Consider the following 18,401-nt stretch of genomic DNA (forward strand, 5'->3'; position numbering starts at 1 on the left):
AAATGAAAAAACAGGGAGTGCAGGTGAGAATGAAAGAAAAAAATGATTATGAGTTAATGCAATTAGTAAGAAGAAACCATCGTCCTGCATTAGAAGAACTATATGAACGATATATTAAGCTGATATATAGTTTCACTTTTAAATTTTTCCAAGGAAATGAAGAGCAAACAAAAGAAGTCGTTCAATTAGTGTTCTTAAAACTTTGGACAACGAAAAGTATGTATAACCCTTCAAAAGGTGAATTCGTAAATTGGTTACTTACGATTACGAGGAATATATGTATTGATTATGTCCGAAAAGAAAATAAAGAACTTACGTATAGGAAATTTGATGATGCTGAAAAACCTATGCATATAGCAGATTCAGATAATCAAATCGAGAAAAAATTGTACAGTGTTGAAATTCAAAAGGCAAAACAGAATTTGTCTACGTCTCAAAAAAGATTAATCGACTTATTATATTGGAAAGGTTATTCCCTTAGTGAGATTGCTAAAATGGAAGATGAACCATTGGGAACTACGAAAAGTCGTCTTCATCAATCTTTAAAGCAATTAAAAAAATATCTAGATTAGAGGGGATAGTATGGAGAGAGAATGTGAGCATTTATTATCTTACGTTACGAATACATTTGATGATAGAGAACAAAGAAAGTTCCAAGAACATGTAAAGGCATGCCCGAAATGTCAAGCTGAGTATCCATCAATGCAGGCTGCTTGGGAAGCGCTGCATTTCGACTTTGAGGAGAAAGAAGTACCAGAAACATTAAAAGCTGAAGTGTTTGATTTTGTATTTGCACACGAACAAACGAATAAAGATAACAGAATAACAACGAAATGGAAAGAATGGCCGGCTTTACTAAAAAAACAATTTACACCGTTAACAACAGTATTACTAATAACAATGTTAGTGATTACAGTGGCATTAACAATCGAAAATTCGCAATTAAAAATACAACCTTTAGTGAAGCATGAATCGAACGGTAATCCAATTGAAGTAATTTCTACTCGTCCATTAGTATCAACCGATCAAAACCATGAAAATACAAAGGGGTATATGTTTGTTATACAACAAGGAGATAAGAAAAAATTAGTTGTACAAGCTGATCATTTGCCACAAGTAAGAAATTCAGAAGTGTATCAAGTTTGGTTATTAAAAGATGGAGAAAGAAAAAACGCTGGAATATTTAAGCCAGATGAAACTGGTTCAGGACTTCTGACATATGAAATTTCACAAAAACAATCCTTTGATAACATCGGTATTACACTTGAACCAGATTCGAATAGTACGAAACCTCTTGGCAAAAAGATACTAGGAACGTAACACGTACATTACAGTGAATTTAATTTTCTTATGAAGTGAAACTTCCATCAGTGAGGGATGAAGAAAACCTCCATTGATGGAAGTTTCATTTTATTTTTCTTCATTATCCCAAGACCTGTAAAAAACTTCGAAGATTATACATAAAGGATATGTTTTTTCAAATAATAAACGTACCATCATTTGGAAAGAAGGGTGAGGCGTGAAGAATACAAAGATGTTTCTCATTGGCTTTGTTTCAATTTTTATATTTGCAATTGTTCTATATAAACTGATTGTATTTGCTGGTGGTTATATGATGGATGAAAAACGTCTTGTATTTCACTCTTCATCACGTATTGTTGATCAGCAAGGGAAAGAAATCACGAAGCTTTACGTGGAAAATCGAGAATTGGTACATATTGAAGACATCCCCACATTTGTTCAACAATCGTTTTTAGCTGTTGAAGATTCAAGTTTTTATAAACATCATGGCATTGATTTTTCTTCTATTATACGAGCACTTTATAAAGATATTTTAGCTGGAGAGAAGGTAGAAGGCGGGAGTACGATTACACAGCAGCTTGTGAAAAATGTTTTTTTGTCACATGAAAAAACGTGGTTCCGTAAAATAAAGGAAGTTGCTATTGCGTTTCACTTGGAGCAAAAATATACGAAGCAGCAGATTTTAGAAATGTATTTAAATCATATTTATTTTGGGCACGGGGCATATGGTATTCAAGCAGCTGCAAAATTTTATTTTAATAAAGACGCGCAGCAGTTAACGGTTGAAGAAGGGGCGATGCTTGCTGCTCTTCCGAAAGCGCCGAATAGCTATTCTCCGTTTTTGCATCCTGAAAAAAGTAAGGAGCGCCGGGATTTAATTTTATCATTAATGCATAAACAAGGATATTTATCAGCAGAAGAAACGGTTCGTTATCAAGGAAAAACGATTGCTCTTCATACAAATCGAAATGAACGAGAGCTTGCTTATATGCCATATATCGATATGGTGGTCGATGAAGCAGCTCGTACGTATGGATTATCTCATCAAGAAGTCTTGCGCGGAGGATATACATTTGTTGTTGCGATGGATGACAAAATGCAAAAGGTAGCGTATGAACAATTGCAAAATGTCCGTAATTTTCCAATGCAAGACGATGAGATGCAAGGTGCTGTTCTCTTAATGGATAGTAAAACAGGCGGGATAAGAGCCGCAGTTGGAGGAAGGCATTACATAGCACGCGGGTTAAATCGAATTTACGCAAAGCGTCAGCCAGGATCTGTATTAAAGCCGCTTCTCGTATTTGCACCAGCACTGGAAACGAAAAAATATACACCGTATTCTTTATTAACAAATGAGCAAAATGCCTTTGATGGCTATGAACCGCGTAATTACAATGATCAATATTCAAAAGAAGTAACAATGTATGATGCGCTGCTAGAATCGGCAAATGTCCCAGCTGTCTCTCTTCTGCATGAAATTGGGGTCGAAGAAGGAAAGCGATATTTAGAAAAAGGGGATATTTATATTCCTGAACATGGTCTTAGTACTGCGCTTGGCGGTTTAAAAGAAGGTGTTTCACCATTTGAACTTGTGAAAATGTATCGTGCATTTGGAGCAGGCGGTAAAATCGTTGAACCGCATGTCATTGAGAAGGTGTTGAATCGACACGGAGAAATGATTGGACAAGCGACAGGCAAAGAAATAAAAATTTTTTCTAAGCAAACTGCTTGGTATATGACAAAAATGCTTGAAGGTGTTGTGAAAGAAGGGACTGCACAAGATGGTGTATATAAAGGGGCACTTGCTGGGAAAACGGGAACAACTTCTTTGCCAAATCAAGAGGACGGAGCAAGAGATGTTTGGTTTGTTGGGTATACACCAAATTTAGTTGGAGCTGTTTGGATGGGATACGACCGTACTGATGACAAACATTATGTGCGAGGGAGCAGTGCCTATCCAACAAAACTATTTAAAACAATTTTAGCAAAAGTAAATGTACAAGATGAAAAGAAATTTGTACAGCCGCGTGGTGTTGAAACAATTGGGATGCCGATTCGCTTAAGTAAAGTGGATGGTTTAGAAGCTAAGTTAACGTTTACCCCGCTTGGTTTGTTTACAGCGAAGCTAACATGGAATCAACTTCCTGATAAGAGAGTTCAATATCGAATTTACAAAATAGACAATGGGAAAGCCAATCATATAGATACAGTAACGGGAAAAGGTGAATATGAAGTAAAGTTTATGAACGTTTTTAAAGCACCTCGTTTTTATGTTGTACCATTTAATCCGCAAACGAATCGAGAAGGAGAAAAAACAAAAGAGGTTAAGCCGTAAATTCAGCTTGTGCTATAATGAAAATGTTCCGAAAAAAGAAGGGATTTAGACATATTTTTGTGTCAATTTCATGAACATCGTACATAATGTTGTACATTTTGTTTTTACAGATTTATATTAAGAAAAGATAAAGTGAAACTTCCCTTAGTAGGGGGGTTACTGCCCTCGAATAGCGGGATAAAAAAGGATAGGGTTCGTTAGCTGCATTAGAAAAGAAGGGGGAACAAGATTTTGGTACGACAAATCAATGAAACATTTTTACAAGCATGCAGAGGAGAGCGCACGGATTATGTACCAGCATGGTATATGCGCCAAGCGGGTCGTTCTCAGCCAGAATACAGAAAGATTAAAGAAAAGTATTCTTTGTTTGAAATTACACATCAGCCAGAGCTTTGTGCTTATGTAACGAAGCTGCCTGTTGATCAATATAACGTTGACGCTGCTATTTTATATAAAGATATTATGTCACCGCTTCCAGCGATTGGTGTGGATGTAGAGATTAAATCTGGAATTGGACCTGTGATTGATAATCCTATTCAATCGCTGCAAGATGTAGAAAAATTAGGAGAAATTCATCCTGAAGATGACGTTCCATATGTATTAGATACGATTCGCTTATTAACAACGGAAATGCTTGATGTTCCGCTAATCGGATTTTCAGGAGCACCGTTTACATTAGCAAGTTATATGATTGAAGGCGGGCCGTCTCGCAATTATCATAAAACGAAAGCGTTTATGTATGCAGAGCCAAAAGCGTGGTTTGCGCTAATGGACAAGCTTGCAGATATGACGATTACGTATTTAAAAGCGCAAATTCATGCTGGTGCAAAAGCAGTCCAAATTTTCGATTCTTGGGTTGGGACAGTAAATGTTGCGGATTACCGCTTATATATTAAACCAGCAATGGAGCGTATTTTCACAGAGCTTCGTCCTATGAATGTACCGCTTATTATGCACGGCGTTGGAGCGAGTCATTTAGCAAATGAATGGCATGATTTGCCGCTTGATGTTGTTGGTCTGGACTGGCGCCTGCCAATTGAAGAAGCGCGTGCTCGCGGTATTCAAAAGGCCGTTCAAGGAAATCTAGATCCATCTATTTTACTTGCACCGTGGGATGTGATTGAAACGCATGTAAAAGCGATTTTAGACCAAGGAATGAAACAGCCGGGATACGTATTTAACTTAGGGCATGGTGTTTTCCCAGAGGTAAATCCAGAGACGTTAAAACGTATGACTGCATTCATACACGACTATTCAAGAGAACAGTTGGCGAAGTAAAGGAGAGGTCATATGAAAAAGAAAATCGGTTTACTTGTGATGGCATATGGAACGCCTTATAAAGAAGAAGATATTGAACGTTACTATACACATATTCGTAGAGGAAGAAAGCCAAGTATTGAAAGTTTAGAAGAATTAACAGAACGCTACCGAGCAATCGGCGGCATTTCTCCTCTAGCAAAGATTACGCTTGAGCAAGCAACAAAGTTAGAAGCGCATTTAAATGAAATGCAAGACGAAGTAGAGTTTAAAATGTATCTCGGTTTAAAACATATTGAGCCGTTTATCGAAGATGCTGTGAAGAATATGCACGGAGATGGAATTACAGATGCAATTGCCCTTGTTCTTGCGCCGCATTATTCTACTTTCAGCGTAAAATCTTATGTAGGAAGAGCGCAAGAAGAAGCAGAAAAGCTTGGCGGCCTGCAAATTCACGGTATTGATAGTTGGTATAAAGAACCGAAATTTATCGATTACTGGGTTAACCAAGTAAAAGCAACGTATGAAACAATGACACCTGATGAGCGTGAAAAAGCTGTTCTTATCGTATCAGCACATAGCTTGCCAGAGAAAATCATTGCGCTTGGTGATCCGTATCCAGAACAATTAAATGAAACGGCTGATTATATTGCGCGCGGAGCTGAAGTGGAAAATTATGCAGTAGGCTGGCAAAGTGCCGGTAATACACCAGATCCATGGATTGGACCAGACGTGCAGGATTTAACACGTGAATTGCATGAGAAATATGGATACACTTCTTTTGTATATGCACCTGTTGGGTTTGTTGCAGATCATTTAGAAGTACTGTATGACAATGATATTGAATGTAAAATTGTAACAGAAGAAATAAATGCAAATTATTATCGCCCAGAGATGCCAAATGCAAGTGCTGCATTTATTGCTTGTTTAGCAGATGTTGTTATGAAAAAGTGGAGTGCAGTTTCATAAAGCGAGGAAGGAGGAAGCGAACTTGAAAAAGAAGGTAGTGATTATAGGCGGTGGTATTTCCGGCTTAACAACAGCCTATTATTTACAAAAAGAAATTCGTGAACAAAGGCTGCCGATTGATATGATGCTGATTGAAGCCTCTGGAAGGCTCGGAGGAAAAATTCAAACAGTGCAAAAAGACGGATTTACAATTGAACGTGGTCCAGATTCGTTCTTAGAGCGAAAAGAGAGTGCAGCAAGGTTAGCGCGGGAATTAAATCTTGGCGATGAACTTGTCAATAATGCAACAGGAAAATCGTTTGTCCTTGTAAATAATCGTTTGCATGGCATTCCAAGCGGTTCGATGATGGGGATTCCAACGCAAATTAAACCATTTGTATTTTCTGGATTGTTTTCTCCTATCGGCAAGGTGCGAGCAAGCTTTGATTTTGTGCTTCCTCGTTCTAAGCCAATATCAGATCAGTCACTCGGTCGCTTTTTCCGTCGTCGTTTAGGAAATGAAGTGGTTGAAAATTTAATAGAGCCGTTGTTATCAGGTATTTATGCTGGGGATATTGATCAGATGAGTTTAATGGCGACATTCCCGCAGTTCTATCAAGTAGAACAAAAATATCGCAGTATCTCACTTGGTATGCGTACATTAGCACCGAAAGCGCCAAAGAATGCAAAAGCAAAAGGAATCTTTTTAACGTTAAAAACAGGATTGCAATCCATTGTAGATGCAATTGAAGAACGATTAGAAGATGATACGGTCATGAAAGGAACACGCGTTGAAAAAATTACAAAAATTGATGATCGTTATAGCATCATGCTTAGCAACGGTAAAGAAATAGAAGCAGATGCTGTTGTTATGGCTGCATCTCATAAATTGCTGCCAACGATGTTTGCTCAATATAAACAGTTCCGCTTTTTCCGTAACGTTCCATCTACGTCAGTTGCGAATGTAGCGTTAGCGTTCCCGGAAGAAGCAATTCAGCGTGATATTGAAGGAACAGGATTTGTTGTCTCTCGTAATAGTGATTTTACAATTACAGCATGTACATGGACGCATAAAAAATGGCCGCATACAACGCCGGAAGGAAAGGTATTGTTACGTTGTTACGTTGGGCGCCCTGGTGATGAAGCGATTGTGGATCAAACAGATGAAGAAATCATTCGCGTCGTGCTAGAAGATTTACAAAAGACAATGGATATAACAGCTGAGCCAGAGTTTGCTGTTGTCAGCCGCTGGAAAGATGCGATGCCTCAATATACGGTTGGTCATAAAGATCGTATGGAAAATATAAAACAGTTCATGAACGAAGAATTACCTGGTGTTTATTTAGCAGGCTGCTCTTATGCTGGCACTGGATTACCAGATTGTATGGATCAAGGCGAAGCAGCGGTAAAATATGTATTATCTCATTTAGAACAAACGAAACAAAAAGAGTTAATAGCGCAATAGTAGGAGGAGTTGACCTAAAAGGAACGTAGGTGCTTTTTAGGTCAGCTCTTTTTTATGTGTCCACCGATATATCGGCGCTTCGACAGAATATAAAGTGAAACTTCCTTTTTGGAACGTTTTTTTTCAAAAGGTGAGTTGAACCAATCGGGCGCATGCCAGCAGTGATTCCCCACCTATCTTCTTCGCTTTTCTCTGCATCTTGAGATGGGGGTCTTACTGCTCACGAATAGCAGGATAACAGGAGCATCCCTATGAGAAGGGATGCTTTTTTATATAATAGTATTCTCTTTCATATTCAATTGGTTGTTGTGTAGGTTTGTCATTCATCGTAATAGAAGGTAATAAGCTAAAATCTACGGCAAATCCTTTTTTCTCCATGATATAGTCATAAACGAAAGCGAATATAGTGAAAAAGGCAAATATCATAATCAAAATCATATTGAATTACTCCTTTGCATTCTTTTTACAATTAGTATAAGAAAATCATTTGTTAAAAGAATCCGTAGAAAGTAGTGAACCCTATTCATCAAATAGTCATAGAGAGGGAGAAGTAGTTTCCTACTAAAAGGAGGTTCATTTTTTTGTAATTTTGTACAAGTATAGTGTTCTTTATAAAGAACTTCGCTATAATAGAACATACTAGGGTGTAGGGAAAATATCTAGGGGGAGGATTTTGTTGAAACAGCTGGCAATCATCTTTTTTTCACTCGTGTTCATTGTACTAGTATCAGATATTATAGCGAGGGCTGAGCAGGAACAAGTGTTAATTGTTGATGAAGTAATTCAATTGTTTCAGTAGCAAGGGAAGAAACAAGCAGTTGTAGAGGGCTATATTGTTGGATATACGCAAAATCCAGGTAAATATATGAAAGATCCAGCGCAAATGTCATGGAAAAGGATAGACGCATGAGCGATCATGATCCTGTCTTTGCGCAAATTGAGTTAAAGAAAGCTTCATAAGAAAGAAAATAAAACGCACTCGTCTGTAGTACAGACGAGTGTTCATTTTTGTTATCTTTCTGATACAATGTGAGATAATGATATTGAATTCAATTTTTTAGCGATAAAGTGAAACTGCTATCAGTAGGTTCTTACTGCCCGCGAATAGTGGGATAAAAAGAAAACTTGTAAACATTGGAAAGATATGATAACATCATAATCGTACTATTTGACTAAAATATTCATTTGGTCATTATTGAGGGGTGACAACGTGGCGATTGATCGAAAACGAGCAATTATTGAAGCTGCAACAAAATCTTTTTCCGCTTTTGGTTACAAAGCAACAACAATGGATCAAGTTGCAAAACTTGCAAATGTTGGAAAAGGAACAATTTATACGTTTTTTAAAAATAAAGAAGAGCTGTTTGGTGAAATCATTTCAAATTTAATTACAGAAATGAAGCAAGTCGCAGAAAAGGCAATTGATTCAAATGTATCATTTTTTGAAAATGTACATCGTGCTTTATATAATCTTTTAGAATTCCGTAAAGAACATCAACTCATGATTAAACTTATTCAAGAAGAGCGAGATATGGGAACAAAAGAAGTGCAGGATGTTATGCGACAATTGGATTCTGAAATTATTACATTTATTAAATCTTATCTTGAAGTTGCAATTGCAAAAGGTGAAATTATGGAATGTGATCCAGAAATTACTGCATTTATCATGCTTCGCCTGTATGTATCTCTCATTTCTGACTGGGAAAAGTATCACGAACCGTTAGAAAAAGAGCATATCGCTGAACTTTTTGAATTATATTTATTAAAAGGATTGTCAAAATAAGATAATCCTTTTATTATTATAAAATGTGACCAAATGAATAATTCGGTCATTCTTTTGAAAGAGGGGGGTCAACAAGAGAGAACGCTGGGCAGTATACGAGATTGTCAGCAGATAGTCTTATTATTTTTAAAAGAAATGACCGAATGAGAAAAAAAGTCAATTATTTACGGGGAGAGTGAAACAATGCGAGGATTAAAACTGCTGGGAAAAGAGTTTGCTACGATTATCAAGAGCAAAACAATCTTAATCCCCATTATTGCAGTATTATTTATTCCGTTATTGTATGCTGCTACATTCTTATGGGCGTTCTGGGATCCATATGGTCAATTAGAAGATTTACCAGTTGCGGTTGTAAACCTTGATAAAGGTGCAGTGCATGACGGAAAAGAATTTAAAGTAGGTAATGAACTTGTTGATAATCTAAAAGAAAATAAAAACTTTAAATGGGATTTTGTTAGTGACAAAGAAGCTAAAAAAGGAATGGACGATCGTAAATATTACATGACGATTCGCATTCCAAAAGACTTCTCTAAAGATGCAACAACGCTGGAAGAAGCAAATCCACAACAATTAAAATTAGAGTACATCCCAAATGAAGGGATAAACTATTTATTCTCAAAAATTGGTGAAACAGCAGTTGAAAAAATTAAAAGTGAAGTGTCGAGTACGTTAACAAAAACGTATGCTGAAACAATGTTTGATTCACTAAAGGATGTTTCTAAAGGTTTTGCTGATGCAAGTGAGGGAGCAGGTAAGCTTCATGACGGTACGAATCAATTAAAAGACGGCTCACAGCAAGTCACAGATGGCCTAGGTGAGTTATCTAAGAAAGCGAATGATGGATTGAACCAATTAGAAACGGGTTCGAATCAAATCACAAAGGGTTTAGGTGAGTTAAATAGTAAAGTAAGTGAAATGCCAGCTGGAGTAAATCAGTTACTAGTTGGGTCACAACAAATCACAAAGGGTTTAGGTGAATTAAATAGTAAAGTAAGTGGTATGCCAGAGAAAGCGAATCAGTTATTAGACGGTTCGCAACAAATTACAAGTGGATTAAATCAGTTCAATGATCCACAAGGTAAATATCAGTCTGGATTAAAAGCAGCCCAAAAAGGTGCACAAGATATAAGCTCAGGAGCTTCTACACTTTCACAAGGGGTATCTGAATGGAAGAAACAAGCAGATAAGCTAAGTACTGGTGCAAATACAACAGCAGGTGGAGCAAAAGCAGTTGCTGATGGTTTAGCGGCGCTAAATGGAAAATTGAAAGACTTACCTGAAGAAGATAAGCAACAACTACAACAACTAATTGCAATAAGTCAAAAAGTAGCCGCAGGTACATCAGAAGTTGCACAAGGTGCACAAGGGCTAGCTGGAGAAAAAGGTGCTGGACAGATTGAAGCTGGGGCAAAACAACTTGAAAGTGGAGCTAGCCAGTTAAATGATGGGATAAATCAACTGTCAAAAGAATCAATAGGTAACTTAGGTAAATTGGCAGATGGCTCAGGGAAAGTAACAGCAGGGATAAATGACTTAGCAAGTCAATCAGGCCCACTAGCAAGCGGAGTAAGTGCGTTACTTGATGGCTCAGGGAAAGTAACGACCGGTTTAAATACTTTAGCAAGCAGTTCCGGTCAATTAACAAGCGGAGTAAGTGCGTTACTTGACGGTTCACAAAAGATCTCAGGTGGCTTAGGTCAATTCGTAAATCCAAAAGGAGATTTCCAAAGTGGTTTAACTCGTTTACAGGATGGTTCTGGTCAAGTAACGAGTGGATTAGGGGAAGCGAATGACGGTTCAAAAGAACTCGCAACAAAACTTGGCGAAGGCGCTGAGAAAACAAGTGAAACAAAGGGTAACAATAAGGTATACGAAATGTTCGCTAATCCAGTCAAAGTGAAAACTGAGAAACTAACAGAAGTTCCGAATTATGGAACAGGTTTTACTCCATATTTCTTATCTCTTGGTCTATTAGTTGGGGCACTTCTATTAACTATTGTGTTCCCATTACGTGAAACAGTTGGTATACCGAAATCAGGATTTAGCTGGTTTATTAGTAAGTTTGGTATATTATTCGCAGTTGCTGTTATTCAAGCCATTATTGTGGATGCAGTATTATTGTTAGGATTAGGTGTTAAAGTACAAAGTGTTCCATATTTCATAGTGTTTAGTATTATTACAAGTTTATCATTTTTTGCGTTAGTTCAGTTCTTTGTAACAGCTTTCAACGATGTAGGACGTTTTATTATGATCTTGCTGTTGATTATACAATTAACAACAAGTGCTGGTACATTCCCGCTTGAGTTAATCCCGAAACCATTACAAGTGTTTTATGGATGGTTACCGATGACATATTCAATAGCAGGATATAGAGCAGTTATTTCAAGCGGAGATTTTAGCTTTATGTGGCACAATGCAGGTGCTTTAATAATCTTTATTGTTCTATTCTCACTTGGAACAATTGGAATATTAACTTGGATGCATAAGCGTCAATACGGAAAACTAGCGGAAGCAGAATAATTGATACATCCTAAAGGCATTAGCCTTTAGGATTTTTTTATTTTATTATGCTACTTTTTTCTTTTTCCGAAAACGATGTACACCATACCTAACAAGGATAAGCGTAAAAATGACCCAAGCAAATGGTGCATATTTTTCGAAGAGTGTTTTCATTTTCATATTCTTTGTAATTTCTTCTTTTGTTTTACCTATTAAAATTTCAGAACCATTATAGCCTTCAAGGTTGTTTCCTTTTTTTACTCCAAAAATTAGAGCTTCCGTGTTATTTTCAATTCCGTGATAACGGTATCCTTTACTATGTATTGTTAATTGTGTATCGTCTTTTTTTAAGGTGTAGTCCTCAGTTGTAGTAATGTCTTTTGAAGAAAGTGGAATAGGCTCGATTGCCAATCGAATTTCTTTTTCGTTTAAAATAGGAAGTGATTCACCATTTACAGAAAGGTGCGCTGGAATATGTTTTTCGGTATCCATGCTTTTCCAACTTAATTTTTTTCTTCTATAAGACTTTTTTTCGAGTAAAGCAAATTCTTTATTTACTTTTGTTTCATCTGTAACTGGCCGTTCAGTCGTTATGTTTCCTTTTAATAGAATCACACCATCCTTTGCTGTTTGAAAAGAGGTTACTTCTTTTGTTTCTCTTAGCTTGTTTACAGCGTCGTTATAATGTTCCTTACCAAACAGTGAAGAAATTGTTTGTACAGTTAAGAATATGTATAAGATTGCTAGTGCGATGATGCTCTTTTTCATGATTGTTCCCCCTGAAAATAATTTGAATGTTTCCTATATCTATTATTTTACAGAAAAACATATATTAGGAACAATTCCGTATTATGACAGTATCCTTACGAAATTGTAAGGTTGAGTTTTCGATGTGTGGGAATGCGAATTATATATAAATATATAGGTGCTTTGTCAGAAGAAAGGTATATATAACTTTTATTTTTCAACGTAGGAGACTAGAATAAAACAGATGATATGATTAACAATCGTATATGAAGATGGAGATGAAACAATGAAAAAAACAATTTCTGATATCGCTCAAATAGCAGGGGTTGCAAAGAGTACAGTTTCCCGTTATTTGAATGGCGGTTCTGTTAGTGATGCGACAAAAGAGAAAATCAAGCGTGCGATTCAAGAAACAGGATATATTCCTAACACGTTTGCTCAAAGTTTAAAGGCAAAGAAAACAAATATTATTGGTACAATCGTACCACGTTTGGATTCCTATGCTTCATCGCTAACATTAATTGGTATCGATGAGCAGTTAAAAGAACTAAATTATCAAATGTTAATATCCAATTCCAATCAAGATTTAGAACGGGAAATCGAAAACATTTATACATTGGCAAATCAAAAGGTTGCAGGGATTATTTTACTGGCTACTCAAATTACCGAGCAGCACATAGAAGCTTTTCGTAAAATTGATATACCAGTTCTGCTTGTTGGGCAGCAGCATAAAGAAGTGTACAGTCTCATTCATGATGATTATGGAGCGGCTTATGATATAGGACAATATATCCTTGCAAAGGGGCATAAAAGAATCGGGTATTTAGGTGTAGGGGAACATGATATTGCAGTTGGTGTAAAACGAAAACAGGGGTTCAAAGAAGCAGTAGATACAAAATCGGATTGTGAAGTGAAGTATTATGAAACAAGTTTTAATATTGCAGACGCGATTGGAGCAGCATCTGCAATTATCGAAGGGTTTCAACCCTCTATTTTAGTTTGTGCAACAGATAATATCGCACTTGGTGCATTAAAAGCCGCATATATGAGAGGTTTACGAGTGCCTGAAGATTTGTCCATTACTGGATTTGGTGGATATCAAGTAACAGAGGTGATTCATCCCGCTTTAACAACTGTGAAATTTTACTACAAAGAAGTTGGACAAATGGCAGCTGGAAATATTGTGAAACTCATAAACGAAGAAGAAATAGAGAAAATATCGATATCCCAATATGAACTAATTGAAAGAGAAAGCGTTGACAACATATAAAAGCAATCATATAATCTAATTGAAACCGGTTCCAAAGGCTGGTTTTTAATTAGCTCGTTTTTGGAACCGGTTCCAAAAATATGATAATAAAGGGGGAGCATTATGAATTACAATCAAATCGCAAAAGAAATTTTGGAAGCAATTGGCGGTAAAGAGAATGTTTCGGCAGCAGCACACTGTTCAACCCGCTTACGTTTAGTTTTACATGATGAAGGAAAAGTTGATCAAAAGAAACTTGATAGCATGGATACGGTGAAGGGAACTTTTTCTACGGGTGGACAGTTTCAAGTTATTATTGGTTCAGGAACTGTAAACGAAGTGTATAAAGAATTGGCGAAATTAACAGAGCTTTCTGAGATGTCTACAAAAGATGTAAAAGCTGCTGGGACAAAAAAATTAAATCCGCTGCAACAATTTGTGAAAATGCTTTCAGATATTTTCGTTCCTATTATTCCCGCTATCGTAGCTGGCGGATTATTAATGGGGATTAATAATCTATTAACGGCAAAAGACTTATTTATTACAGGGAAATCATTAGTAGAAGCAAACCCTCAAATAACAGATTTAGCAGCACTTATTAATACATTTGCAAATGCAGCATTCGTATTCTTACCAATTTTAATTGGGTTTTCAGCAACACAACGATTTGGAGGGAATCCTTATCTTGGAGCAGCTCTTGGCATGTTAATGGTCCATCCTGATTTATTGAATGGATATGGGTATGGGGCAGCTTTGCTGGCTAATAAAGTACCCGCTTGGCATATATTCGGTATAAGCATTGAAAAAGTGGGATATCAAGGTACAGTATTACCAGTTCTTGTGTCATCATATATTCTAGCAAAAATAGAAACATATTTACGAAGAGTAATTCCGACCGCACTTGATAATCTTCTTACACCTTTATTAACGATTTTTATTACAGGTTTATTAACTTTTACAGCAGTAGGACCAATTACACGTGCTGCAGGAAATCTGTTAACAGATGGAATCGTTTGGTTATACGATACAACTGGATTTATTGGTGGTGGGATGTTTGGGTTCCTTTATGCACCAATAGTGATTACAGGTATGCATCATAGTTTTATTGCAGTCGAAACGCAATTATTAGCTGACGTTGCAAAAACAGGCGGTTCATTCATATTTGCAATTGCAACGATGTCTAACATTGCCCAAGGCGCAGCAACGCTTGCAGTTTTCCTTATTACACGAGATAAGAAAGTGAAAGGCATTGCGTCAGCAGCGGGAATTTCAGCACTTCTAGGTATTACAGAGCCAGCGATGTTTGGTGTTAATTTAAAACTAAGATATCCGTTTATAGGAGCTATTATTGGTTCGGGAGTCGCATCTGCTTTTATAACTTTTTACAAGGTAAAAGCAATTTCACTAGGGGCTGCTGGTTTACCTGGTATTATTTCAATTAGACCAGATTGCATTATTCCTTATGTAATCGGAATGGTAATTTCCTTTATTATTGCTTTTGCATTAACGCTTATTTTAGCCAAAAGAACAGAAAAGAAGGAGAGCAACTCTTCTCAAAAAGAGGCAGCTTAATTTTTGGTAAGAGGAGGATGGTTTCATTCTCCTCTATTTATTAAGGGAGTTTGATAGAAATGGTATGGACAAGGGAACAGCGTTATCGCCGGATTGAGGAGGTAAGCTTAGAAGAAATTCAGAAATTACAAGCAAGAGTAAATAATTGTTCTTGGCGGCAAACGTTTCATATACAGCCAGAAACGGGTTTGCTAAATGATCCGAATGGATTTTCTTATTATAATGGTGAATACCATTTGTTTTATCAATGGTTTCCGCTTGGCCCTGTGCATGGTTTAAAGTATTGGTATCATACGAAATCAAAAGATCTTGTTCATTGGGAAAATGTTGGTATAGGGATTGAACCGACAAATGATTATGACAGCCATGGCGCTTATTCTGGAAGTGCAATTGAGCATGAAGGGAAGTTGTACTTATTTTACACCGGTAATACTCGTGATGAAAAATGGATAAGAAAACCTTATCAATGTATTGCTATTATGGATGAAACGGGAAAAATTAATAAGTTAGAGCATTCTGTCATTCAAGAAGTTCCGAATGGGTATACAGACCATTTTCGTGATCCGAAGGTTTGGAAAAAGGGTAAAATGTTTTATGCAGTCATTGGAGCACAACGAGAAGATGAAACGGGATGTGTAGTATTATACCGATCGCCTGATTTAATGCAGTGGAGCTATGAAGGAGAATTGCAAATAAATTTGAATCATTTCGGTTATATGTGGGAATGCCCAGATTATTTCGAGCTACATGATAGAGGAGTTCTTCTTTTTTCCCCGCAAGGTCTAAAACCTAAAGGAGATCACTATCATAATATTTATCAATCTGGCTATATTCTTGGAGACAAGCTGGATGTGAAACAATTATTTATGTCACATGGTTCCTTCCAGGAACTGGACAGAGGATTTGATTTTTATGCCCCTCAAACAATGCTAGATACAGAGGGGCGACGTATTTTAGTTGGATGGATGGGGTTGCCAGAAATAAATTATCCAACTGATAAAAATGGTTGGGCGCATTGTTTGACATTACCAAGAGAATTACTTGTTCGAGGAGACAGGCTTATTCAACGCCCTGTAAAAGAACTTCAAGCACTTCGTAAACAGCAATATAAAATAAAAGATATGATCTGCAATGAACAGAAAATGTATGAGGGATTTACAGGAACAGCATATGAAATGATTTGTGAGTTTACAAATGAGAGTGCAACTGAATATGGAATTGCATTTCGAGTGAGTGAAAATGAGAGAACAGTAGTTAAGTATCATGCTCTAGAGAGAAAAGTAATACTAGATCGCACACATTCAGGAGAAGCTGTGGGAGAATCTTATGGAACAAAGAGGAAATGTTCAATAGAGGCACAAACGATTAAGTTCCATTTATTTGTGGATACATCTTCTGTTGAGATTTTTATAAATGATGGAGAAGAGGTATTTACCGGTCGGATATTTCCAAGAACCGAAAGCAAAGAAATTTATTTTTTTGCTGAAGAAGGAAGTGTGTGTTTACAAGCAACCAAATGGGATTATGAATAAGAAGAGGTGGAATGTATGAAGAGCTTATATGCAATTGGAGAAGTTTTAATTGATTTTATTCCTATTCAAAAAGGACGGGCTCTAAAAGATGTAGTAGAATTTCAACGAGTTCCGGGAGGAGCGCCTGCGAATGTAGCAGTTGCAGTTGCAAAGTACGGAGGAAAGTCATGTATGCTTACAAAGTTAGGTACCGATGCATTTGGCGATTTCCTTTTAGAGCAATTACAGGAAGTAGGAGTAAATACAGATAAGATTATAAGAACGAATGAAGCAAATACGGGACTTGCTTTCGTCTCATTGCGGGAAGATGGTGAACGTGATTTTTCCTTTTATCGCAATCCTTCTGCAGATTTGTTGTTTCATGAAAATGAAATAGATGAAAGATGGTTTGAAAAAGGTGATATTCTTCATTTTTGTTCCGTCGATTTAGTAGAAAGTCCAATGAAATATGCACATGTGAAGGCAATTCGTTCTGTGAAAGAAAACAGGGGGATTATCAGCTTCGATCCTAATGTACGCCTCCCGCTTTGGAAGCATGCGGAAGATTGTAGAAAGACGATTTTGGAATTTATTCCACTTGCACATATTGTTAAAATTTCAGATGAAGAGCTGATGTTTATTACTGGCATTTCTGATCCGAGAGAGGCAATTGAGTCCTTGTTTATCGGAGATGTAAAAGTTGTTATTTATACAAAAGGAGGGCAAGGTGCAGAATTATATATGAAGGATAAACAGTATCAATCAACCGGATACCGTGTTGTAGTGCAGGATACGACAGGGGCAGGAGACGCATTTATTGGCGGTTTCTTATATAAATTGTTAGAGAAAAACGTAGGGCAACAAAATATAGAAGAGGTGCTTCATATGCATTGGCAGGAGATATTAACATTTGCAAATGCAAGTGGGGCTCTTACTACAACAGGAAAAGGAGCAATATCTTCTATTCCCGTAAAAGAAGATATTTATAAGTTACTTCAAGATTGACATGTAACTAAATAAAAAGGGGATTCGACCTAAATAAGTAAATCTATTTCATACACAAAGAACAAAAAGAAGATAACCAACTATATATGATAGATGGTTATCTTCTTTTTCTTTTTTACGAGAACGATATATGCCATAATTAACATTACCCACGTAAATGGTCCATATTTTTTGTAATTTCTTCCTTTGTTGTTCCAACTATAATTCCAGAACTCGAATGTGTTTCCTATTCTAACGCCAAAAATGATCTTCCGTGTTATTTTCGATTCCATAAAAGTTCAATTGGGCGGGCTTTCCATCAGTGGAAGATGAAGAAAAAAGTTTCACTTTATGCATATTTGTTTGCATTTCCAGGTATTTTTTTGCACAATTATTAATAAAGTGTATTATTATGAAGGAAGAATAGGCGAAAAAGTTGAAACAACTATAAAGAAAAAACATAAAGTGCATATAGGAGGTTTTTATTATGGAACAAATGAACAAAGTAAACATTGGGGATTATGTTCAGTTTCCTTATCGTGATAACCCATCCTTAAAATTAACTGGATATGTAGTAAACATTTTAATAAATACAGTTGTTGTAGATGTTTCAGAAATGTTAAAGAATGAAGAACATCAAAATATCGAAGCTCGTCAAGTGGTAAAACATGATCAGTACAAGAAAATAGAAATTTCGAGAGATCATGTTTCGTGATGACTACGATAAACATTATCCATTAGAGAAAATA

General features: G+C 36.6%; 16 protein-coding genes. 14 read left to right on the forward strand and 2 right to left on the reverse strand.

From position 1 onward, the window contains the following. Positions 1–29 precede the first annotated feature (29 nt). The 6 genes from AB1284_RS03710 (at position 30) to hemY (ending at position 7,307) form a co-directional block, all read left to right on the forward strand. Positions 30–572: an RNA polymerase sigma factor gene (locus AB1284_RS03710; RefSeq protein ID WP_429751559.1), complete on the forward strand. Its 543-nt coding sequence runs from the start codon at positions 30–32 to the stop codon at positions 570–572. A 10-nt stretch (positions 573–582) separates the two neighbouring features. Then, positions 583–1,320, forward strand: coding sequence for an anti-sigma factor domain-containing protein (locus tag AB1284_RS03715; RefSeq protein ID WP_429751557.1), 738 nt, complete (start codon positions 583–585; stop codon positions 1,318–1,320). 214 nt (positions 1,321–1,534) lie between these two features. Beyond that, positions 1,535–3,637, forward strand: coding sequence for a transglycosylase domain-containing protein (locus AB1284_RS03720; protein WP_429754357.1), 2,103 nt, complete (start codon positions 1,535–1,537; stop codon positions 3,635–3,637). Between the two features lie 231 nt (positions 3,638–3,868). Then, complete coding sequence (gene hemE / locus AB1284_RS03725) at positions 3,869–4,915, forward strand: uroporphyrinogen decarboxylase (RefSeq protein WP_429751555.1); 1,047 nt, start codon at positions 3,869–3,871, stop codon at positions 4,913–4,915. Between the two features lie 12 nt (positions 4,916–4,927). After that, complete coding sequence (gene hemH, locus AB1284_RS03730; RefSeq protein ID WP_429751554.1) at positions 4,928–5,863, forward strand: ferrochelatase; 936 nt, start codon at positions 4,928–4,930, stop codon at positions 5,861–5,863. Positions 5,864–5,885: 22 nt separating this feature from the next. Then, on the forward strand, positions 5,886–7,307 hold the full coding sequence (hemY, locus tag AB1284_RS03735) for a protoporphyrinogen oxidase (protein WP_429751552.1): 1,422 nt from the start codon (positions 5,886–5,888) through the stop codon (positions 7,305–7,307). Between the two features lie 249 nt (positions 7,308–7,556). On the opposite strand, the gene AB1284_RS03740 is transcribed toward hemY, so the two are convergent. Beyond that, positions 7,557–7,745, reverse strand: a complete 189-nt coding sequence (locus tag AB1284_RS03740) for a hypothetical protein (RefSeq protein WP_429751550.1) — start codon at positions 7,743–7,745, stop codon at positions 7,557–7,559. Positions 7,746–7,980: 235 nt separating this feature from the next. Between AB1284_RS03740 and AB1284_RS03745 the strand changes: the two genes are divergently transcribed. From AB1284_RS03745 to AB1284_RS03755, 3 genes are all read left to right on the forward strand, one after another. Then, positions 7,981–8,106 (forward strand): hypothetical protein, encoded by a 126-nt coding sequence (locus AB1284_RS03745; protein WP_429754456.1) that lies wholly within the window; start codon positions 7,981–7,983, stop codon positions 8,104–8,106. Positions 8,107–8,517: 411 nt separating this feature from the next. Then, complete coding sequence (locus tag AB1284_RS03750) at positions 8,518–9,090, forward strand: TetR/AcrR family transcriptional regulator (protein ID WP_429751549.1); 573 nt, start codon at positions 8,518–8,520, stop codon at positions 9,088–9,090. Positions 9,091–9,273: 183 nt separating this feature from the next. Next, positions 9,274–11,610, forward strand: a complete 2,337-nt coding sequence (locus tag AB1284_RS03755; protein WP_429751547.1) for a YhgE/Pip family protein — start codon at positions 9,274–9,276, stop codon at positions 11,608–11,610. 45 nt (positions 11,611–11,655) lie between these two features. On the opposite strand, the gene AB1284_RS03760 is transcribed toward AB1284_RS03755, so the two are convergent. Beyond that, on the reverse strand, positions 11,656–12,357 hold the full coding sequence (locus AB1284_RS03760; RefSeq protein ID WP_429751545.1) for a hypothetical protein: 702 nt from the start codon (positions 12,355–12,357) through the stop codon (positions 11,656–11,658). Between the two features lie 265 nt (positions 12,358–12,622). On the opposite strand from AB1284_RS03760, the gene AB1284_RS03765 reads away from it, so the two are divergent. From AB1284_RS03765 to AB1284_RS03785, 5 genes are all read left to right on the forward strand, one after another. Continuing rightward, the gene (locus AB1284_RS03765) at positions 12,623–13,606 is read left to right on the forward strand and encodes a LacI family DNA-binding transcriptional regulator (protein WP_429751543.1); all 984 of its coding nucleotides are present in this window, start codon (positions 12,623–12,625) and stop codon (positions 13,604–13,606) included. Positions 13,607–13,708: 102 nt separating this feature from the next. Continuing rightward, a complete protein-coding gene (locus AB1284_RS03770) occupies positions 13,709–15,157 on the forward strand; it encodes a sucrose-specific PTS transporter subunit IIBC (RefSeq protein WP_429751541.1) in 1,449 nt (482 codons plus the stop codon). 59 nt (positions 15,158–15,216) lie between these two features. Next, positions 15,217–16,689 carry a glycoside hydrolase family 32 protein gene (locus AB1284_RS03775; protein WP_429751539.1) on the forward strand — a complete coding sequence of 491 codons (1,473 nt, stop codon included), beginning with the start codon at positions 15,217–15,219 and terminating at the stop codon, positions 16,687–16,689. A gap of 15 nt (positions 16,690–16,704) precedes the next feature. Further along, a complete protein-coding gene (locus tag AB1284_RS03780) occupies positions 16,705–17,673 on the forward strand; it encodes a carbohydrate kinase family protein (protein WP_429751537.1) in 969 nt (322 codons plus the stop codon). 466 nt (positions 17,674–18,139) lie between these two features. Further along, positions 18,140–18,367 (forward strand): DUF2187 family protein, encoded by a 228-nt coding sequence (locus AB1284_RS03785; RefSeq protein ID WP_429751535.1) that lies wholly within the window; start codon positions 18,140–18,142, stop codon positions 18,365–18,367. Positions 18,368–18,401: the final 34 nt, after the last annotated feature.

The organism is Bacillus sp. S2(2024) (assembly GCF_050474045.1).
In the GTDB taxonomy this organism is placed as follows: Bacteria; Bacillota; Bacilli; order Bacillales; family Bacillaceae_G; genus Bacillus_A; species Bacillus_A yunxiaonensis.